The 17,730-nt window shown below is 70.1% G+C and carries 23 protein-coding genes; 12 read left to right on the top strand and 11 right to left on the bottom strand.

The window, feature by feature from the left end; all coding sequences use genetic code 11:
* Window positions 1-31 precede the first annotated feature (31 nt).
* The 4 genes from ACEN2M_RS06965 to ACEN2M_RS06950 all read left to right on the top strand — a co-directional run bounded on the left by ACEN2M_RS06965 (window position 32) and on the right by ACEN2M_RS06950 (window position 3,000).
* Window positions 32-1,027 carry an ATP-binding cassette domain-containing protein gene (locus tag ACEN2M_RS06965; RefSeq protein WP_441647382.1) on the top strand — a complete coding sequence of 332 codons (996 nt, stop codon included), beginning with the start codon at window positions 32-34 and terminating at the stop codon, window positions 1,025-1,027.
* Window positions 1,024-1,863: an ABC transporter permease gene (locus ACEN2M_RS06960; protein WP_441647381.1), complete on the top strand. Its 840-nt coding sequence runs from the start codon at window positions 1,024-1,026 to the stop codon at window positions 1,861-1,863. The genes ACEN2M_RS06965 and ACEN2M_RS06960 overlap by 4 nt, the downstream gene beginning before the upstream one ends.
* 103 nt (window positions 1,864-1,966) lie before the next feature.
* On the top strand, window positions 1,967-2,353 hold the full coding sequence (locus ACEN2M_RS06955; RefSeq protein ID WP_441647380.1) for a VOC family protein: 387 nt from the start codon (window positions 1,967-1,969) through the stop codon (window positions 2,351-2,353).
* Window positions 2,350-3,000: a GyrI-like domain-containing protein gene (locus tag ACEN2M_RS06950; protein ID WP_441647379.1), complete on the top strand. Its 651-nt coding sequence runs from the start codon at window positions 2,350-2,352 to the stop codon at window positions 2,998-3,000. The genes ACEN2M_RS06955 and ACEN2M_RS06950 overlap by 4 nt, the downstream gene beginning before the upstream one ends.
* 14 nt (window positions 3,001-3,014) lie before the next feature.
* Here the strand turns inward: ACEN2M_RS06950 and ACEN2M_RS06945 are convergent, their stop codons facing one another.
* Window positions 3,015-3,806, bottom strand: coding sequence for a LysR family substrate-binding domain-containing protein (locus tag ACEN2M_RS06945; protein ID WP_441647378.1), 792 nt, complete (start codon window positions 3,804-3,806; stop codon window positions 3,015-3,017).
* Here ACEN2M_RS06945 and ACEN2M_RS06940 point away from each other — a divergent pair.
* Both ACEN2M_RS06940 and ACEN2M_RS06935 read left to right on the top strand, forming a co-directional pair.
* Entirely contained in the window at window positions 3,793-3,948 is a 156-nt protein-coding gene (locus tag ACEN2M_RS06940) for a hypothetical protein (protein WP_441647377.1), read from the top strand. The two genes, ACEN2M_RS06945 and ACEN2M_RS06940, sit on opposite strands and share 14 nt — an antisense overlap.
* Window positions 3,945-4,388: a DUF5997 family protein gene (locus ACEN2M_RS06935; RefSeq protein ID WP_441647376.1), complete on the top strand. Its 444-nt coding sequence runs from the start codon at window positions 3,945-3,947 to the stop codon at window positions 4,386-4,388. The genes ACEN2M_RS06940 and ACEN2M_RS06935 overlap by 4 nt, the downstream gene beginning before the upstream one ends.
* Here the strand turns inward: ACEN2M_RS06935 and ACEN2M_RS06930 are convergent.
* Window positions 4,385-5,053 (bottom strand): alpha/beta hydrolase, encoded by a 669-nt coding sequence (locus ACEN2M_RS06930; protein ID WP_441647375.1) that lies wholly within the window; start codon window positions 5,051-5,053, stop codon window positions 4,385-4,387. The genes ACEN2M_RS06935 and ACEN2M_RS06930 overlap by 4 nt on opposite strands.
* A gap of 122 nt (window positions 5,054-5,175) precedes the next feature.
* Here ACEN2M_RS06930 and ACEN2M_RS06925 point away from each other — a divergent pair, with 122 nt between their 5' ends.
* Window positions 5,176-5,763, top strand: a complete 588-nt coding sequence (locus tag ACEN2M_RS06925; RefSeq protein WP_441647374.1) for an NUDIX hydrolase family protein — start codon at window positions 5,176-5,178, stop codon at window positions 5,761-5,763.
* Between the two features lie 15 nt (window positions 5,764-5,778).
* Here ACEN2M_RS06925 and ACEN2M_RS06920 read toward each other — a convergent pair whose 3' ends face one another.
* The 5 genes from ACEN2M_RS06920 to ACEN2M_RS06900 form a co-directional block, all read right to left on the bottom strand.
* Complete coding sequence (locus ACEN2M_RS06920) at window positions 5,779-6,747, bottom strand: nucleoside hydrolase (RefSeq protein WP_441647373.1); 969 nt, start codon at window positions 6,745-6,747, stop codon at window positions 5,779-5,781.
* 95 nt (window positions 6,748-6,842) lie between these two features.
* Entirely contained in the window at window positions 6,843-7,337 is a 495-nt protein-coding gene (locus ACEN2M_RS06915; protein ID WP_441647372.1) for a GNAT family N-acetyltransferase, read from the bottom strand.
* Between the two features lie 376 nt (window positions 7,338-7,713).
* Window positions 7,714-9,252, bottom strand: a complete 1,539-nt coding sequence (locus ACEN2M_RS06910; RefSeq protein WP_441647371.1) for a DEAD/DEAH box helicase — start codon at window positions 9,250-9,252, stop codon at window positions 7,714-7,716.
* A 311-nt stretch (window positions 9,253-9,563) separates the two neighbouring features.
* On the bottom strand, window positions 9,564-10,199 hold the full coding sequence (locus ACEN2M_RS06905) for a DUF1684 domain-containing protein (RefSeq protein WP_441647370.1): 636 nt from the start codon (window positions 10,197-10,199) through the stop codon (window positions 9,564-9,566).
* Between the two features lie 4 nt (window positions 10,200-10,203).
* Complete coding sequence (locus ACEN2M_RS06900; protein WP_441647369.1) at window positions 10,204-10,755, bottom strand: hypothetical protein; 552 nt, start codon at window positions 10,753-10,755, stop codon at window positions 10,204-10,206.
* A 43-nt stretch (window positions 10,756-10,798) separates the two neighbouring features.
* Here ACEN2M_RS06900 and ACEN2M_RS06895 point away from each other — a divergent pair, with 43 nt between their 5' ends.
* The 4 genes from ACEN2M_RS06895 to ACEN2M_RS06880 all read left to right on the top strand — a co-directional run bounded on the left by ACEN2M_RS06895 (window position 10,799) and on the right by ACEN2M_RS06880 (window position 13,796).
* A complete protein-coding gene (locus ACEN2M_RS06895) occupies window positions 10,799-11,245 on the top strand; it encodes an EVE domain-containing protein (RefSeq protein WP_441647368.1) in 447 nt (148 codons plus the stop codon).
* 170 nt (window positions 11,246-11,415) lie between these two features.
* On the top strand, window positions 11,416-12,681 hold the full coding sequence (locus ACEN2M_RS06890) for a hypothetical protein (RefSeq protein ID WP_441647367.1): 1,266 nt from the start codon (window positions 11,416-11,418) through the stop codon (window positions 12,679-12,681).
* A gap of 74 nt (window positions 12,682-12,755) precedes the next feature.
* Complete coding sequence (locus ACEN2M_RS06885; RefSeq protein ID WP_441647366.1) at window positions 12,756-13,355, top strand: 2-phosphosulfolactate phosphatase; 600 nt, start codon at window positions 12,756-12,758, stop codon at window positions 13,353-13,355.
* A 138-nt stretch (window positions 13,356-13,493) separates the two neighbouring features.
* Window positions 13,494-13,796, top strand: a complete 303-nt coding sequence (locus tag ACEN2M_RS06880) for a DUF427 domain-containing protein (protein WP_441647365.1) — start codon at window positions 13,494-13,496, stop codon at window positions 13,794-13,796.
* A 169-nt stretch (window positions 13,797-13,965) separates the two neighbouring features.
* Here ACEN2M_RS06880 and ACEN2M_RS06875 read toward each other — a convergent pair whose 3' ends face one another.
* Window positions 13,966-14,457, bottom strand: coding sequence for a SprT-like domain-containing protein (locus ACEN2M_RS06875; RefSeq protein WP_441647364.1), 492 nt, complete (start codon window positions 14,455-14,457; stop codon window positions 13,966-13,968).
* Entirely contained in the window at window positions 14,457-15,407 is a 951-nt protein-coding gene (locus ACEN2M_RS06870; protein ID WP_441647363.1) for a PQQ-dependent sugar dehydrogenase, read from the bottom strand. The genes ACEN2M_RS06875 and ACEN2M_RS06870 overlap by 1 nt, the downstream gene beginning before the upstream one ends.
* On the opposite strand from ACEN2M_RS06870, the gene ACEN2M_RS06865 reads away from it, so the two are divergent.
* Window positions 15,400-15,588, top strand: a complete 189-nt coding sequence (locus tag ACEN2M_RS06865) for a hypothetical protein (protein WP_441647362.1) — start codon at window positions 15,400-15,402, stop codon at window positions 15,586-15,588. The genes ACEN2M_RS06870 and ACEN2M_RS06865 overlap by 8 nt on opposite strands.
* A 212-nt stretch (window positions 15,589-15,800) precedes the next feature.
* On the opposite strand, the gene ACEN2M_RS06860 is transcribed toward ACEN2M_RS06865, so the two are convergent.
* The gene (locus tag ACEN2M_RS06860) at window positions 15,801-16,478 is read right to left on the bottom strand and encodes a hypothetical protein (RefSeq protein WP_441647361.1); all 678 of its coding nucleotides are present in this window, start codon (window positions 16,476-16,478) and stop codon (window positions 15,801-15,803) included.
* 177 nt (window positions 16,479-16,655) lie between these two features.
* Window positions 16,656-17,525, bottom strand: a complete 870-nt coding sequence (locus ACEN2M_RS06855) for a spermidine synthase (protein WP_441647360.1) — start codon at window positions 17,523-17,525, stop codon at window positions 16,656-16,658.
* Between the last annotated feature and the right edge of the window lie 205 nt (window positions 17,526-17,730).

Here is a 17,730-nt window from a genome sequence, read left to right as displayed (position 1 = left end):
CATACCCATCCGATTCGGCAGGGGCATGGCAATGACAATTATCGAAGCTACGGGGCTCACCAAGACCTACAAATCCAAGACCGGACCTGTGCACGCGCTCGCCGGACTCGACCTGACCGTGCCGCGCGGCACCGTCAAGGCGATCCTCGGGCCCAACGGTGCAGGCAAGACCACGGTGGTCAAGATCCTTACCACCCTCATCCGGCCCGATCGCGGCACCGCGATCGTGGACGGCATCAACGTGCTCGACGACCCGAAGGCCGTGCGCAGCATCATTGGCGTGTCCGGCCAGTACGCGGCCGTCGACGAGAACCTCACCGGGTTCGAGAACCTCGAGATGGTCGGCAGGCTGTACCACCTGGGCGGCGCCGCCTCACGGCAGCGGGCCCAGGAGCTGATCGACCTGTTCGAACTCACCGCGGCAGGCAACCGGCCGGTGAAGGGTTTCTCCGGCGGCATGCGGCGGCGCATCGACCTGGCCGGGGCCCTGGTGTTCAATCCCAAGATCCTCTTCCTCGACGAACCGACCACCGGCCTCGACCCGCGCAGCCGGATGGCGCTGTGGGGCGTGATCAACCGGCTGGTCGAGAACGGCACCACGGTGCTGCTCACCACCCAGTACCTCGAGGAGGCCGACCAGCTGGCCGACAGCATCGCGGTCATCGACGACGGCAAGGTCATCGCCGAGGGCACCTCCGACGAGCTGAAAGCGCAGATCGGCGGCCACCGGGTGGTGATCGCCCTGGTCGATTCGGCCGACGCCGCAGCCGCCCGCGAGGTGCTGGCCCGGTACGGCGCGGGCGAACCGCAGGTGTCCAGCGACGGTCGCGGCGTCGACGTGGCCGTCACCGACGGCCCGCCGGCACTGCAGCACGTGCTCGCCGACCTGCGCTCCGCCGGCATCGAACTCCACGACGCCGGCATGCGCCGGCCCACCCTCGATGACGTGTTCCTCAAACTCACCGGGCACAAGGCCGACATGGCCGCCGGTGAGAACGAAGACGAGAAAATGGAGAAGGTGAAATGACCGCCACCGCCACCAGGCCCGCCCCGGCGCCCACCTGGAACCCGCTGTCGACGTGGTCCTCCGACGGCTGGACGACCACCAAGCGCAACCTCATCAAGATCAAGCGCACCCCGGACATGCTGGTCTTCGCCGTCATCCAGCCGATCATGTTCGTGCTGCTGTTCAGCCAGGTCTACGGCGGCGCCATCGCCGTGCAGGGCACCGACTACGTGCAGTTCCTCATGGCCGGCATCTTCGCCCAGACCGTGGTGTTCGGCTCCACCTTCTCCGGCTCGGCCATGGCCCAGGACCTGAAAGACGGCATCATCGACAGGTTCCGCAGCCTGCCGATGAGCTCCTCGGCGGTGCTGGTCGGCCGCACCAACGGTGACCTGGTGCTCAACACGATTTCGATGGTCATCATGATGGCCACCGGGTTCCTGGTGGGCTGGCGGGTGAACTCGTCGATGGGTGAGTTCTTCGCCGGCCTCGGCCTGCTGCTGCTGTTCAGCTACGCGTTCAGCTGGGTGATGGCGCTGCTGGGCATGAGCGTGCGTTCCCCCGAGGTGATCAACAACGCGTCGTTCATCATCCTGTTCCCGATCACCTTCATCTCCAACGCGTTCGTGCCGATCGAGACCCTGCCAGACCCGTTGCGCATCTTCGCCGAACTCAACCCGGTGTCGGCGCTCGTGCAGGCCGCCCGCGAGCTGTTCGGCAACGAGGGCAGTGCACCGGTGCCGGATGTCTGGACGCTGCAGAATCCGGTGCTGACGGTTCTCATCGGGGTCGTTGTGCTGCTGGTGGTGTTTGTGCCATTGTGCATCCGTAAGTTCGCGTCGATCAGTTCGCGCTGACCCGGCCGATCGCCGTTTCCGAACCACGGAGCAGTTCCGAACCACCGAGCAGTTGCGAACCACCGAGCAGTTCCGAAACACCGAGCAGAGGGAGTCGATCCTGGTGACAACAACGCAACTGACCTACGTGCGCGGATTCAGCGGATTCGCGGTGCCCGACCTTGATGCCGCCCGCAGTTTTTACCGCGACGTGCTCGGGCTCGCCGTGGCCGACAACGCCATGGGCATGCTGGAGATCACCCTGCCCGGGGGCGCCGTGGTGTTGGTTTACCCCAAGGACGACCACGAACCCGCGGTGTTCACCATCCTCAACCTCTCGGTGGCCGACATCGAGAAGTCCGTGGACGCGCTGGCGGAACGGGGTGTTCAGCTCCTGCGCTACGACTTCTTCGAGCATGACGAGCGGGGGATCGTGCGCGGCGAGGGCATGCCCGCCGGCGGCTGGTTCGTCGACCCGGCCGGCAACATCATCTCGATCCTGCAGGAGTGACCGCGTCGGTGGCGACGTCGCCGTATGACGTGAAGCGCGAGCTGCGTGCGCTGTATGCCCCGAAGAACCGGGACTGGGAGACGCTGGTGGTGCCGCCGCAACGGTTCCTCGCGGTGGACGGCTCTGGCGACCCGAATACGTCGCAGGCCTATGTCGATGCCGTCGAGGCGCTCTACTCGGTGGCGTACACGGTGAAGTTCGCGAGCAAGAATGCCGGCGGGCGCGACCTGGTGGTGGGTCCGCTGGAGGGACTCTGGTACGCCGAGGACGCATCGGTGTTCAGCGCCAGGAACAAGGCCGCGTGGAGCTGGACCATGCTGATCAGCCAACCCGACTGGGTGGACGACGCGCAGATCCACGACGCCGTCTCGGCGGCGCGCGCCAAGGCCCAGGCCAAGAAGAAGGCGCTGCCCGGCCTCGACCTGGTGCGCATCGAGCGGCTCGACGAGGGGCTCTGCGCGCAGGTGCTGCACGTGGGCTCGTACGACGACGAGGCGCCGGTGTTGGCCCGGCTGCACGGCGTGGTGTTGCCCGCGGCGAGGCTTCGCGAACGTGGTCGGCACCACGAGGTGTATGTCGGCGACCCGCGCCGGACCGCGCCGGAGAAGCTCAAGACAGTGGTGCGGCAGCCGGTGGCACCCGCCTGATTCCGCGCGTCGGGTCAGCGGCCGCCGCGGCGCTTTCCGGCCTGCGGGCTCGGGGAGTTGCGGGTGCGGCCGGCGCTCTGGGTCTTCCGCGGAGTGGCCGGTTTGGCCAAGGCGGCGGCGGCGCGCACGGCCTTGGCGGCGGCCTTGGCCTTCGCGGTCTTCTTTTCCTTCTTCACGGGCTCATCCCCGGCAGCGACAGCGTTGGTGCGTGAGCTGTCCCGGGTGCGGCCGCGCACGATGCCGATGAACTCCTCCACGTCGGGGGTGGTGTCCACGGTGCGCCAGGCCAGGGCGATCCGGCTCTCGGCGGTGTCCTCAACGGGCTTGGACACGACATCCTTCCGGCTGTGCAGGCGCGCCACCGAGTGCGGCAGGATGACGATACCCACGCCGGCGGCGACAAGCTCCATGGTCTCGTCCATGTCGCGCATCGGCGGCAGCGGGCGGCGGCTGCCGTCTCGCACCTCCACGGCCGCATCGCGCCACTCCGGCACGTCATCAGGGTTCTGCAGCAGGTGCTCATCGACGAGGTCGGCCACGACCACGCTGTCGGCGTCGGCCAGGAAGTGGTCCTTGGCCACGAGCACCACCGGGATCTCGTTGTACAGGTTGATCAGGCTCAGGCCCTCGACATCGATCGGCAGGCGCACCAGACTCACGTCGGCGCGGCCGTCGCGCAGCACGGCCTCCTGCTCGGCGAGGTCGGTGCGGAAGACGGTCAGCTCGACCTCGGGCCGCCGATCGGCCCAGATGCGGGTCCACTTGGTGGGGGTGACCCCGGCGACGAAGGCAATGGAAAAGGTCACCGGCATCCTTTCGTTGTGCAATATCAGTGTGTGGGTGGCGGCAGCGCTGGGGCTGCGCTGTGCCGCCGTGGGCCGTTTTGGCGGCGTTCGGGCGCACGGCACCCAAACCTTAGTGCTCTCAGGCTATACGCTGGAACAATGAGCGAGAAGAAGCCCCAGACCATGAAGCCGGCCACGGCTGCCCAGAAGCTCGGGATTCTGCTCGAAGCAGCACCCGAGGAATTCCAGTCCACCCCGGTGTCCCGCACCGAGCTGGCCGCCCTCGAGGCGAACCCGCCGGAGTGGCTCACCGGGCTGCGCGCCAATGGGCCGCACCCCAAGCAGGTCGTCGCCGCCAAGCTCGGCGTCTCGATCTCGGGCCTGGCCCGCGGCGAAGTGACCGAGCCGCTCACCAGCGCTGAGATCCTCGCGCTGCTGCAGCAGCCTCCGGCCTGGCTCGTCACCGAGCGCGCCACCCAGTTCGAGGTGCGCGAAGAGCAGATCCGCGTGAAAGACCGCGACGCCGAGAAGGCCCGCAAGAAGGCGCACGCCGAGCGCTTCGCCGCCCAGAACGAGCAGGCGGCTGCCCGCAAGCGCTCCTAGCTCGCCGGTACCGCCGGCACTGCGTACTGCTCGCGCAGGAACGTGACGATCTCGCCGAGTTCACGTTGTGAGATCGAGTGGCCCATGCCCTCGTAGATGCGCTCGGTGAGCGTGGAATGCGCGGGCAGCCAGGCCTGGGTGCGGGCGACCGCCGCCTCGGGGATCACCGGGTCGAGCGTGCCGCGGCCCCAGAACACCGGCGGCTTGAGCTCGGCGAGGCGGGTGTCGCCCGGATGCGTGCCGCTGGCGATGAAGCCCGACAACTGCACCGCGAAGGCGAACCGTTCCGGCGCGTGCCGCATCAGCTGCATCGTCATGGCGCCGCCCTGCGAGAAGCCGAGCAGGCCGATCGACGTGGGCTGCTCCGGCAGGGCGTCGAGCCACTCGATGATGCCCAGCGCTGCCGCGTCCAGAGCGTCGCCGACGGGGTCGCCCGGCACGCCGATCGGGAACCAGGACCAGCCCTGGCCGGCGGACAACGGTGCGCGCAGCGCCGCGATGGCCGGCTCCAGCGGCAGGTGCGGGGCCAGCGAGAACAGGTCGCCCTCGCGCGACCCGTAGCCGTGCAGCACCAGCAGCAGCGGGCGGTCCACCCGGTCGGGTTCGGCGGCCGACCAGAGCACGGCAGCCGGGTCGATCGGCTCGGGGCGGATGCTGTCAGGCATTGTTAGTCCTCACGCTCAGGCCGGCGCGTGGGGAGTGCCGACTCCGTCAATCCTTCCACGCCCGGGCGCGGACTCGCGGGGCCCGGTGGTGCATCCATCGCCCGGGTGAGTGAGAATGAACTATGAGCGTGCGCACCCCTGACCCCGATCCGGACTGGACGCCTGGCGGGGATGACGCGCCGCCACCCAACTCGAACCCCGGCTGGCTGACCGACGTCGAGCTCGCCGAGATCCGCCAGCGGCTGCCGCTGCTGTACGTGGAGGCGGTGCCCGTGCGGGTGGACGGACTGGGCCAGGTCGTGGAGGTGGGTGTGCTGTTGCGTGCCACTCCCGAGGGCAAAATGACCCGCACCCTGGTCTCCGGCCGGGTGCTCTACGGCGAAACCATCCGCGACGCACTGTTCCGCCACCTCGAGAAGGACCTCGGCCCGATGGCGTTCCCGCAGCTGCCGCCGAGCCCGGTGCCGTATTCGGTGGCCGAGTACTTCCCGATGCCCGGCATCACCGCGTTCACGGATGACCGCCAGCACGCCGTCTCGCTGGCCTACGTCGTGCCCGTCACCGGCACCTGCGACCCCCGCCAGGATGCCCTCGAGCTCACCTGGATGACCCCGGAGGAAGCAGCCACCGACGCCGTCTCGGCCGAGATGGAAGGCGGCCGTGGCGGCCTGCTGCGCATGGCACTGGCCTCGGTCGGTGCCCTGCGCTGACTGAGCCGGGATGACTCAGCCCGGGGTCGCCGAGAGGCCCAGGGTGTCCAGGAACAACCTGGCGAAGCGGGGCGCGTCCACGTCCAGGGCCACCTCCACGACCTCCCAGCTGCCCGCGGTGCCGTGCAGGATGTCTTCGCCCACCCGGCGGCGCTGATCCACGAGGGTCTGGCCGCGGCCGTAGCCGGTCAATTCCACCCGCACGGGCAGCAACCGCGTGGTCAGGGCCTCCGGATCCACGAGGGCGCAGAGAGCGCCGGCGTCGCCAATCAGCCCGGTGTATTCGGTCGCGCTGTTCTCGCTACGCGCCACCCGGTTCGCCAGCAGGGCCCCCACCACCCGGCCGTAGGCCGAGTCTCCGGTCTCCAACGCCGTCGCCACCTCGCGCTCCACCTGCACCTGATTGAAGACATCCAGCCCGTACATGAAGGTCGGGATGCCGGCATCCAGCACGATCGCCGCCGCCTCGGGGTCGTGCCACACGTTGAACTCGGCCACGGCGGTGGCGTTGCCCACGCTGGCCGAGCCGCCCATGAAGACGATCCGCTCGATGTTCTCGGCCAGGTCGGGGTACTGGCGCAACAGCAGGGCCAGGTTGGTCTGCGGTGCGAGCGCCACGAGGGTGACCGGGCGCGGGCTGTCGGTGATCAGCCGGCGCATCAGTTCGACGGCGTTCACGGGCTCCGGCCTGCGGTCGCCGGGCGGCACGTGCACGGTGCCGAGGCCACCCTCTCCGTGCACGTGCGACGCGCTGCGGGCCGGGGAGATCAGCGGACGCCTGGCGCCGGCGGCGACGGGGATGTCGGGGGCGCCGGCGACGTCGAGAATCCGCAGGGTGTTCTCCACCACCCGCTCGAGCGAGGCATTGCCGGCGACGCAGCCGATGCCGAGCACCTCGATGCCGGGGTGGGCGATCGCGAACAGGATGGCGAGGGCGTCATCGACGCCGGTGTCGACGTCGAGGACAACGGGGATCGTAGGCATCCGCCCAGTTTATGGGCCCGCGCCGGGTGTGGAGCCGAGAGAAAAGCCCCATCCCGGCGGGCGGGATGGGGCTGGCTTGTTCTCGTGAACGGCTGCTACTCGCGCACCAGGCGCACCTCGTGCACGGGCTCGCCGAGGATTTCCTCGTTCTTCTCCACGCCGTCGGGCCGGTAGCCGTTGCGGGTGTAGAAACGGTGCGCGCGGGGGTTGTCGGCGGCGACCCAGAGGTAGGTGGGGCCGACATCGACGACGGCGTCGAAGAGCTGCTGGCCGATGCCGGTGCCGTGGTACGCGTCGAGCAGGTAGATGAAGTACAGCTGGTGCGGCGTGGGCTTGCCTTCGTCGCGGCCGGGGCCGCTGCCGGCGAAGCCGACGATCTCGCCGTCGACCTCGGCGACCACCTGACGGAAGTCCGGGCCCTGGGAGGTGAACCGGCGCCACATGGCGGCGAAGCGTTCGGGGTGCAGCTGCGCGAGCGCGGCCTTGCTGAGGAGGTGGTCGTAGGTTTCGTGCCAGCAAGCCGCGTGGACGCGGCCGAGGCTGTCGGCATCCGTTTCGGTGACGGGCCGAACAACAGCAGTGGTGTTCATACATCGACCCTAACCCCGGCTGCGGACCCTCCCGGACCACCCGCCGGCAGTGCCCCGAGCCGACAGTGGCGCCTGCCCCGCGCAACGGCGCCTGACCCGCATATCGGCTCACCTCGTAGGATCGAGGGACCCGAGTTCGGAGATCTGCGGGGTACGCGCCGCTATGCGCATGGCGTGCCACCCGCATTCCGGCGCCTGCCCCGCACATCGGCTTTGTGCCGCGCGCAAAGCCGCCGTGCGTCCCGCGTGTTCGGCGCCGGCACCCGCGCACACGGCGTCACGTCCCGACCCCACCCCGACCCACCAACGACGAACGGGCCGGCCCCCGAAGGAGCCGGCCCGTTCGGGTCGTGCAAAGTGGATGCTGCCGGGCTGACTAGCCCTGCGCGCGGCGCGGAGCCGAGCGGCGGGCGCCGCCACCGGTGGAGCCGGAGCCGCGGACGAGTCCGCCGACCTGCAGGCCGCCGGAGCGACCGGAGCCGCCGGTGCCTGAGCCCGAGGTGCGGGGCGCGTTGCCGCGTCCACCGGAGGCGGGGCGTTCGGTGCGCTCGCGACGGGCGCCGCCGGCGGCAACGGCGTCGCCGCTGCGGCCACCCCGGCCACCGGAGTCGCGCGAGCCGCGGCCGCCGTTGTCGCGGTCGTCACGGTTGACGCGCTTGCGCTGGGCGTTGGCGCCCTGCGAGCGGCCGCCCTGCGACTGGCCGTGCGGCTGCTCGACGCGCGGCACCGGCTTCACGTATGCGGCCACGTCGCCGGTGAGGGCGATCACGGCGGGGGAGCCGGCGTTCACACGCTGCGGGGTCACCGTGATGGCGGCCTTCCGCAGCAGCTGGTCGGTGTCGCGCTTCTGCGCGGGCAGCACGATGGTGACGACGTCACCGGCGCTGCCGGCCCGGGCGGTGCGGCCCGAGCGGTGCAGGTACGCCTTGTGCTCTGCGGGCGGGTCCACGTGGATGACGAGCTCGATGTCGTCGACGTGCACGCCACGGGCGGCCACGTCGGTGGCGACGAGCACCTTCACGTCGCCGGCGCTGAACGCGGCGAGGTTGCGGTCACGCGCCACCTGCGAGAGGTTGCCGTGCAGGTCGACGGAGGGGATGCCCGCATCCGTCAGCGCCTTGGCCAGCTTCTTGGCGTGGTGCTTGGTGCGCATGAAGAGGATGCGACGGCCGCTGCCCGAAGCGAGCTTCTCGATGAGCTCCTTCTTCGATTCGGCGGAGTCGACCTCGAACACGTGGTGGGTCATGGCGGAGACGTGGCTGGTGGCCTCGTCGACCGAGTGCAGAACCTCGTTGTGCAGGAACCGGCGCACGATCTTGTCCACGCCGTTGTCGAGCGTGGCGGAGAACAGCAGACGCTGGCCGCTGGACGGGGTCTTGTCCAGGATGCGGGTGACGACGGGAAGGAAGCCCAGGTCGGCCATGTGGTCGGCCTCGTCGAGCACGGTGATCTCAACGGAGTCGAGGTTGACGAAGCCCTGCTTCATCAGGTCCTCGAGGCGACCGGGGCAGGCCACGACGATGTCGACGCCGGACTTGAGCGCGGCGACCTGACGGTTCTGCGAGACGCCACCGAAGATGGTGGTGGTGTTCAGGCCGTAGGCCTCGGCGAGCGGGGTGAGCGCTGCGGTGATCTGGGTGGCCAGCTCGCGGGTCGGCGCGAGGATCAGGCCGAGCGGGCGGCCCGGGCGGCGCTTGCCGCCGGCGAGTTTGCCGCCGAGGCGGGACACCATCGGGATGGAGAACGCGAGGGTCTTGCCCGAGCCGGTCTTACCGCGGCCCAGGACGTCGCGGCCCTTGAGGGTGTCGGGCAGGGTGTCGACCTGGATCGGGAACGGGCTGTCGATGCCCTGCGAGGTGAGCACGGCAACGAGGGGAGCGGGCACGCCAAGCGCGCCAAAGGAAGTTTCAGACAAAGTGGTGCCTTTCGGGCATCAGTGCCTCGCTCGAACCGGTATCGCTTGAGCGACGGCCGGAGCAAGGAGGATTCACATGGCGAAGGTGCCGATGGGCACATCCGTTCGCCGTAAGAAGGTTTCATTCGGAAATCGAGCGGGCTGCGGGTCTTGTTCGAGTCGTACTCGGCAAGGCGGCCATCGATAAGAAGAGGGCGTTCTACGACGCAGTGAGCGCAACAACGAACTCACAAGTAGGTCTACTCTAGCGGATGCTGTCAAGCGCGCAGCCGAAATGCGGCCTGAACGAGCGGCGGCCGGGACCTGCGACTCTAGTCTTTGGCCGTGTACAGCTCGCCGACGGGCACCTCGACGGTGACGATATTGCCGGCCTGCGGCAGCGGGCAGGCCCACATGGGGTCGTACGCGCACGACGGGTTGTAGGCGAAGTTGAAGTCCAGGATCAGGCTGTCGTCGCCCGCGCCGGGGCCGAGGTCGGCGCCCTTGATGGTGTCCAGCAGGTAGCGACCGCCGCCGTAGGTGCCGCCGGACTTGCCGGCCAGGGTGTCTTTGAGGGGCAGGAACAGGCCGCCACCGTAGCTGGCGAGTCGCCAGACGTCGAGCGAACCGATGTAGGGCAGCCGCACGGTGCCCACCAGGTCGAACGGCACGACGCCGTCGGTGCCGGTCTCCACCTTGATGCGCAGCGGCTCCTCGGTGCGGTGCACCTCCACCTCGAAGCGCCAGTCGGGGTCGTACGCGGCGACGGTGAGGCCGGTGAATGCGGCCCGGTCATCCGGCAGCAACGGCGAGGCCGGATGCCCGGCGAAGAGTTCGTCGCGCCCGGAGCGCCACAGCTCGTGGCCCGCGGACGGGTTGCGTGCGCTCAGCTGGCGCACCCCGCCGTAGAGCCCGAACACGCGGCGGCGCCAGTCGGCGATCTGCAGGGCACCGATGCTTGTGCTCATGTGCTCAGGCTAACCCGTCGCCCCCGTCCGGGCCGTCGGCCGCGCCAGCGGCCACGAAGGCGGGGTCGTCGGCGCCCAGGTCGTACTGCCAGGTGGGCGCCAGGGCCTTCAGCCGCAGCATCCGCAGTTGCCAGAACGCCCAGAGGCCCGGCCACACCGCGAGGGTGGCGGGCCCGGCGGAGAAGATCAGCTGGTCGCGGTAGAGGGTCTTGCCGGTGCCGGCCGGGTCGGGCGCGATGGCCATGCGGTGGTCCCAGTGTGTGACGGCCTTCATCGCCCCGGTGACGCCGTTGCCGGTGTCGTGCACGATGCGCACACCGGTCTTCGTGGTGCGCATCTCGAGCCGGATCATCTGTTGGCCCAGCGGCACCAGGCCCAGCCCGCTCATGGTCACGGGGTGCTCGCCGGGCGACCACTGGGTGGGGAAACCGTCGGTCTCCAGGGACTCGACGCTCATCAGCGGGCTGCTCACCTCGCGGAACACCGCGGGGCTGGCCAGGGCCCGCCAGGCGGCATCAGGGGTGCAGTCGAGGATCTCTTTCAGCAGTACGCGCATGCCTTCAGTCTGTGCTGTCGGGGCGATGCAGTACAACTAGTACGTGGCGATTCGGTACTGGCTCGGGGTGGTGCAGCAGGAGTATGTGCTGCGGAGCGTTGCCATGGGCCTGGCCCAGATGAACTTCGCGGCCCGCGAGATGCTCGAGGGCATGAACGAGTCCGACGGGCTGGTCTACTACTCGCCCAAGACCGAATTCGAGGGCGAGCGGCTGCGCCAGTTCACCGCGATCGGCTACGTCAGCGACAACGTGGTGGTGCAGGTGGGCGACTCCGGCAGCGAGTACCGGCCCTGGCGGCGGCGGGTGCAGTACGACCCGGATGCCGAGCCCGCGTCGATCCGGCCGCTGCTCAAGGTGCTCGACCTCACCCGCGACGACCGCGACTGGGGGCTCAAGCTGCGCCGCGGCCTGCTCGAGATCAGCCGGCACGACTTCGACCTGATCCGCGCGCAGATGCGCCGCCCCAGCGCCGACGACCGCCGCCGCTGACCCCCTCCGGCCCATGGCTGGCCCGTTTTTGCTAGTCCGGGGCGCTCTCGCACTAGCGAATCCGGGCCAGTCATGTCGGGACGACACTTTCGGCGGGCGTGAAAGCGAGAGCGCCGCCGGACCGGCCCGTCACCGGGAGTTTCGTCAGCTTCGCTCAATAGGATGGCGGCATGAGTGATGCTTTGTGGTGGCTCCCGTCCGTCATCGTTCTGGCCGTGGTCGCCGGGGTGATCGCGCTGCTGGTGACGGCATCCCGGCGCAAGTCCCGCGGCATCCGGGCGGCCCAGAACGCCGAGGTGGCCGAGCGGGCGCGTTCCGCGGCGATCAGCCTGGTGCGGGCGGATGACCTCATCGAGGCAGCCTCCGACGAGCTCGGTTTCGCGATCGCCCAGTTCGGCGAGCGGGCCACGGCCGACTTCGCCGAGGCCCTGACGGTGTCCAAGCGGCAGCTGCGGGAGGCATTCGCGTTGAAGCAGAAACTCGACGACGGCGTGCCGGACACCGATGCCCAGATTCGCCAGTGGACCGAGCAGATCACCCGCCTGGCCGACGAGGCCACCGCCAGGCTCGACGCCCAGACCCGCGACTTCGACACCAAACGCGTGGTGGAGCAGAACGCCCCGATCCAGCTCGAGCAGCTGCGCCGCCGCCTCGACCGGGCCACCGACCGCCTGTCCGGCGGAGCGGCCACCCTCAACCGGCTCACCACCAGCTACTCCGCGTCGGCCCTCGCCGCGATCAGCGGCAATGTCGAACGCGCCCGCACCGCCATCGACGCAGGCCGCCGGGCCGCGGATGCCGCCGACGCCCGCCTGGCCGCCGGGGCCACGGAGCCCGTCGGAGAGCAGGTGAGTGCCGCCGAGCATGCGCTGTTCACCGCCACGGCGCTGCTCGACGCCATCGAAACCGGCGAGGACCAGCTGCACGTGGGCTTCGCCAGCCTGGGCGCGGCCCTCGCCGCGGCCGAGACCGAACTCGCCGAGGCACGGGCCCTGCGCGACCGGCACGAGGAGTCAGACGCCAGCGCCGACCTCAACCGGGTGATCGCCGCCGCCGACACCGTGCTGGCCGAACTGCGCCGGCCCGACCGGGTGAGCGACCCGTCCGCCGACCTCGCCAGGCTGCGCGAGGCCCTCGACGGTCTCGACGTCACCCGCTCCGAGGCCCGCAACCGCCAGCTGCGACGGGACAACGCCCGCGAGGCCTACGTGGGCGCCCGGCTGGCCGCGCGCAGCCAGATCGGCATCACCCGCGAGTTCATCACCGCCAACCGCGGCCGGGTGGGCGCCGACGCCCGCACCCGTCTGGCCGAGGCCGAACGCCAGCTGGCTCTCGCCGAGGCCGAGGCCGACCCGGTCACCGCGCTCGACGCCGCCCGGCGGGCGATGACCCACGCCACGGATGCCGACGCGCTCGCCCACTACGACACGCTCTGAGTGGGAATACCCCGGATGTCTTCCGGTGACGGCGTTCCCGGCGGCGGGCCGGCCCGGTTCGGTACTCTGAACCGGTGAGCGACGCCCAGCCCCAGATCAAGTACCAGGTCCGTTTCGACTGGGGCCTCGCCGGTTTCCAGGCCCTCGCCGCCGATGCCGATGTCATCGTGCTCGCCGACGCCCTGCCCGCGGTGGATGCCGCGCGCGGCTTCCCCACCCAGCTCGCCTCGCACACCGTGATCGTCGCCGACCTCGGCACGAGCACCCTCGTGGCCGACTGGGCGCTCGCCCGCCAGACCGCGAAGGGCGACAGGTTCTCCGTCGCCGTCGTCGCGGTGGGGGAGAGCCGCGCCGACGGCAGCATCCGCTTCGCCACGGAAGACCAGCTCGTGGCCGGCGCCGTGATCGACGCCCTCGCCGCCCTCGGCATCGACCACTGCTCGCCGGAGGCCGCCGCCGCGGCCGCGAGCTTCGTGGGCCTCAAAGGGGCCGTGAAGCATCTCGTCAAGGCCTCCGAAACCGGTCAGGCCCTCGCGGCCGCCAGCCGGGTCCCGGCTGCGACGAGCCAAGCCCCCGTCACCACGGGCCAGGGCCAGGTCCCCACTCCGACTGCCGACCCCGGGGTCGGGCCCGACGCCGTCACGGTCGTCACTGACTTCGTCTTTCCCGCCTGAGCGGGCCTTTCCGTGCAACCGACGAGAGGCCGCCGGGAATGCGGCGGCGCCGACCCGCGTTGCACCCGGCACGCGTGCCTGACTACGCGGCCCCGCCCCATCCGCACCACCCCGTCTCACCGTCTAAGGAGCCCGCAAATGAAGGCAGTACTCAACGGCACGATCGTGGCCGAGGCCGCGCTGGAAGACCTGATCAAGATCGAGGGCAACTGGTACTTCCCGCCGTCGAGCATCACCGCGGGCCTCCTCACCGCCACGGACACCGCCTACACCTGCTCGTGGAAGGGCGAATGCCAGTACTTCACGGTGACCGACGGCACGTCCAGCGTCACCGACGGCGCGTTCAGCTACCCGACTCCCACCCCGAGCTCCTTCGACCGGGTCGGCCAGGACTACAGCGGCTACGTCGCGTTCTGGAAGGACCTCAAGGTCATCGACTAACCCCAACTGTTCCCCGTGCGGACAAATGGTCCCGGTGCGCCGGGACCATTTGTCCGTTTCGGCAACACTTAGTCCGTCGGTCCCGTCATTTGTCCGCCTCGGCAACAGTTATGCCGAGCAGGGCGCGCCGGATGCTGCGTGAATGCGCCGGCGGGCGGCGGGCGGCGGCTCAGCGGGCGGCGGCGGCGGCCCGGCGGCGGGCGGCCGGGGTGATCTCGCGCCGGGTCCAGGTGATCACGTGGGCGGTGCTGAAGCCGCGCCCGCACAGCCCGCAGGCCAGCGGCCGGGTGGGCTGCCGGTACCGGTAGTGGGTGTGCCCGGCGGCGCAGGTGCCGACCCAGGGCGCGAGGTCATCGGCGATCTCGCCATCGTGGGTGCGCTTGCCGTCATAGCCGAGCCCGAGGGCCACGCTCCGCCAGACCGGGCCGTGCCCGGCCCGTGCGCCGGCCAGGGCGTGCGCCACCTCGTGCAGCAGGATCTGGTGGATCTCGTCGTCCTCGTACCGGGCGGCCAGGTACCGCGACACGGTGATGCGCTTGGCGGTGAAGTTGCACAACCCGGCCCGCTTCTTGGCGTTGTCGAAGTCGAACGACCAGCTGGGGTCGAGATGCAGGGCGATGAGCGCGTCGGCCCAGCGGCGCACTCGCATGAGATCGGCCATCAGGGCCCCACCTCCACCTGGTAGAGACGGTCGTCGCCGGGGGCTGGAGTGCCGCGGCCATCCGTATTGTTGCTCACGAACCACAGTGTGCCACCCGGCCCGGACACCACATCGCGCAGCCGGCCGAAGCTGTTCACAAACCAGCCGTCGACGGTGCCTGTGGAGGGATCGATGCGCCACACCCGCTCGCCGCGCAGCGCCGCCAGGAACACTGTGTCGTTCACGATGGCCAGGCCGCTCGGGCTCGCCTCATCGGTGGACCACTGCCGCACGGGGTCCACGAAGCCTGCGCCGCCGTCTGCGCCCTCCACCTCGGGCCAACCGTAGTTGCCGCCGGCGGTGATCAGGTTGAGTTCGTCCCAGGTGTTCTGGCCGAACTCGCTCGCCCACAGCTGACCGGTCGAGTCCCAATCGATGCCCTGCGGGTTGCGGTGTCCATAGGAGTAGACAAGGCTGCCGAACGGGTTGTCCGGCGGCACCGCACCGGTGGGGGTCATGCGCAGGATCTTGCCGCCCAGGGAGCCGAGGTCCTGGGCGTTTCCGGAATCACCCGCGTCGCCCACGGTGGCGTAGAGCTGGCCGTCTGGCCCGAAGCCGATGCGCCCGCCATTGTGGTTACCGGCCGCGGGGATGCCGGTGAGCACGGGCTCCGGCGCTCCGAAGCCGAGGCTGCCTGCGCTGCCGGTCAGGGGCATCCGCACGATGCGGTTGTCGGATGCGGCGGTGAAATAGGCATAGACCCAACCGTTGGCGTCGTCGACCGGCCAGTGCGCCAGCCCGAGGAGCCCGCCCTCGCCGATCGGTTCGACGTCGGCGACGGTGCCGGCATCCCGCAGGCTGCCATCCGGCAGCAACTCGCGCACCAGGGCGGTGTCGCGTTCGCTGATCAGGGTGGCACCGTTCGGCAGGCGCAGGATCGACCACGGGGCGTCGAGGCCTGAGGTGATCACGACAGGCTCACCGACCGGACGCACCGGAACCGGTGCAGCCTCGGTGGCCGGGGCCGTGGTCTCCGGTGCGGGCCGCGCCGGGGTACTGGTGCTGGCACTGGGCTCTGGAGCGCTCGCCGTGCAGGCGCACAGCAGCGCCACCATGCCCGCGGCGACCGCGCCGCCCCAAACCCGTCTGTGATGCATATCTCCTGCAGAATGCCACGAAAGTCTTGGAAAAGGGCGAACCGACGTGGCGGTGCTGCCCGCCGGGTGCGCCGAGCCGGCCGTCGCCGGCGAAGTCCGGCATGCGGGCCGCGCGCCGGTATGCGCGTGGCGCGCCACCCGCAGAGCGGCGCCTCACCCGCAGAACGCCTCACGGGCGGTCAAGGGTCGCGGCAGGGGACCGGCCGGTCAGCGCTGCGGGCGGCGTTCGCCGATGAACGACTCCACGACGGCCACGGCGATCAGGGCACTCTCCAGCTCGTCGGGCGACGCCCCGGACTTGTCGCGCAGGAACACCGCGGCGGTGAAATCGGCCAGGGCGCCGTCGAGGTCGTCCTGGTCGAAGTGCACCTTGCCGCGGGTCTCCCGGGCAAACGCGGCGGTGAGGTTCCACTCGTGAGTTTCGGATTCGAGCACACACTGGGTCAGCTCGGACGCGGCCTCGTCGAGCTTGCCCTGAAACTGCATCACCTGGGCACGACGGATGCGGCAGAGCACGAAATCCTGCCGGTCGCCGGTGAACCGGGCCTGGCGCAGCGCCTGGTTGGCGATCTCGAAGGCCTCGTCCAGGCGGTCGAGCAGACGGAGCAGGGTGACCTTCTCATTCAAGGCCGAGAGGCTGCGGAGTTTGCCGAGGTCGTCGAGACGTTCGGCGGCGGCGGGGAGGTCGACTTTTTCCCGAAGGGTAACGGCGTCGTAGCCAGTGATGATGGTCAGGATGATGTCCTTGACAGGGCGGCCGAGGGGTGCCGCGGGGAGGTCGGGTTCCCCTCCAGAGTAACCCGGGCGGCGAGACGCTGACGCCCGCTCGGGGGTGACGCCGCGAGCTTTCCGGTCGCGGAGCGGCCCCTGCCCAGCGAGGTGCACAGATGCGCACTGCCGAGGCCGGGCGTGTTGCCGTCGCCGCCCGCCGTAACTGTTGCCGGTGCGGACATGTGCACCCGGTGTGCCGGGTGCAGAAGTCCGCAGCGGGAACAGTTGGCTGGAGGGGAGCCGGGGGAGCCGGGGAGCGGGCTGCTGAGGGTGCGCTTCCGCGTGGGGAAGTCAGTTGCCGATCTGGAACACCGTGCGGCCGGGCAGCGGCGACGGCGTGGCCGTGGCATCCGTGGACACCGAGGCGGCCGACATGAACTGCGCCAGTTCGGCGCCCTCGACCACCTTGGCCGGATGCGGCCCGCCGGCCAGCAGCCGCGGCACCCAGTGCAGGTCGAGCGGGGTGTGCGCGGCAACGAAGACTATGTTGCCGAACCGGCGCCCCTTGAGCACCTGCGTCTCGGCCAGGCCGAGAACGTGCCCGAACACCGCCGACAGCGTGGCCGCCTGGCCGCGGGCGAACGCGAGGCCCGGCCCATCCGCCACATTCACCGCGAGCACGCCGCGCGACGACAGCAGGGGAGCGGCCAGCTCGTAGAACTCCCGGCTGGTCACGTGCGCCGGGGTGCGGGCACCGGAGAAGATGTCGACGACCAGCAGGTCCACCGAGCCGTGCAGGCCGGCGGGCAGCTTGCCGAGCACCTCGCGGGCGTCGCCGTGCCGCACCCGCAGGTTGGCGCGCTTGTCCCAGGGCAGTTCGGCACGCACGAAGTCGATCAGGTCGCTCTCGATCTCCACCACCTGTTGCCGGGATCCGGGCCGGGTCGCCTCCACGTAGCGGGGCAGGGTGAGCGCGCCGGCCCCCAGGTGCACGGCGGTGATGGCCTCGCCAGGGTCGCCGATCAGGTCGATGACGTGCCCGATGCGCTGGATGTACTCGAAGAACAGCTCGTCGGGGTGATCGATGTTCACGTGCGACTGCGGCGTGCCGTCCACCACCAGCTGGTAGCTGCCCGGCGTGAAGCGGTCGGGCTCGATCACGGCCTGGTGTCCGCTCAGTTTCAGTGTGATCGTCGGATGTTCGTGCTCGCCCCTGCTCATTCCCTCAGTCTGACAGCCCGGTCACCTCGACACATCTCGCGAGAGCGGTCAAACGGTCGCTTCCCGTCCCTGAGGCAGCCACACGGCCGCTCTCGCGACTTCGGGTCGCGGAGGCAGCGACACGCGCCCGATGGCGAAAGCACCCCGCGCCGATGGGGCACAATGGAGCAACTCAACATCCACTCGAGACGACGCCCCGCCGCTC

This window comes from Cryobacterium sp. W22_MBD10_FK3, from assembly GCF_052113745.1.
Taxonomy (GTDB): Bacteria; Actinomycetota; Actinomycetes; order Actinomycetales; family Microbacteriaceae; genus Cryobacterium.
The sequence above is the reverse complement of the archived record's forward strand: the minus strand, read 5'-3'. Positions and strand labels throughout refer to the sequence as shown.

Bases quoted from the DNA above. Each gene is read 5' to 3' on its own strand.
- ACEN2M_RS06880 (WP_441647365.1), top strand. From the start codon at position 13,494: ATGAAGGCAGTACTCAACGGCACGATCGTGGCCGAGGCCGCGCTGGAA.
- ACEN2M_RS06925 (WP_441647374.1), top strand. From the start codon at position 5,176: ATGAGCGTGCGCACCCCTGACCCCGATCCGGACTGGACGCCTGGCGGG.
- ACEN2M_RS06905 (WP_441647370.1), bottom strand. From the start codon at position 10,199: ATGAGCACAAGCATCGGTGCCCTGCAGATCGCCGACTGGCGCCGCCGC.
- ACEN2M_RS06940 (WP_441647377.1), top strand. From the start codon at position 3,793: ATGGAAAAGGTCACCGGCATCCTTTCGTTGTGCAATATCAGTGTGTGG.
- ACEN2M_RS06900 (WP_441647369.1), bottom strand. From the start codon at position 10,755: ATGCGCGTACTGCTGAAAGAGATCCTCGACTGCACCCCTGATGCCGCC.
- ACEN2M_RS06920 (WP_441647373.1), bottom strand. From the start codon at position 6,747: ATGCCTACGATCCCCGTTGTCCTCGACGTCGACACCGGCGTCGATGAC.
- ACEN2M_RS06965 (WP_441647382.1), top strand. From the start codon at position 32: ATGACAATTATCGAAGCTACGGGGCTCACCAAGACCTACAAATCCAAG.
- ACEN2M_RS06935 (WP_441647376.1), top strand. From the start codon at position 3,945: ATGAGCGAGAAGAAGCCCCAGACCATGAAGCCGGCCACGGCTGCCCAG.
- ACEN2M_RS06930 (WP_441647375.1), bottom strand. From the start codon at position 5,053: ATGCCTGACAGCATCCGCCCCGAGCCGATCGACCCGGCTGCCGTGCTC.
- ACEN2M_RS06960 (WP_441647381.1), top strand. From the start codon at position 1,024: ATGACCGCCACCGCCACCAGGCCCGCCCCGGCGCCCACCTGGAACCCG.
- ACEN2M_RS06875 (WP_441647364.1), bottom strand. From the start codon at position 14,457: ATGGCCGATCTCATGCGAGTGCGCCGCTGGGCCGACGCGCTCATCGCC.
- ACEN2M_RS06890 (WP_441647367.1), top strand. From the start codon at position 11,416: ATGAGTGATGCTTTGTGGTGGCTCCCGTCCGTCATCGTTCTGGCCGTG.
- ACEN2M_RS06855 (WP_441647360.1), bottom strand. From the start codon at position 17,525: ATGAGCAGGGGCGAGCACGAACATCCGACGATCACACTGAAACTGAGC.
- ACEN2M_RS06915 (WP_441647372.1), bottom strand. From the start codon at position 7,337: ATGAACACCACTGCTGTTGTTCGGCCCGTCACCGAAACGGATGCCGAC.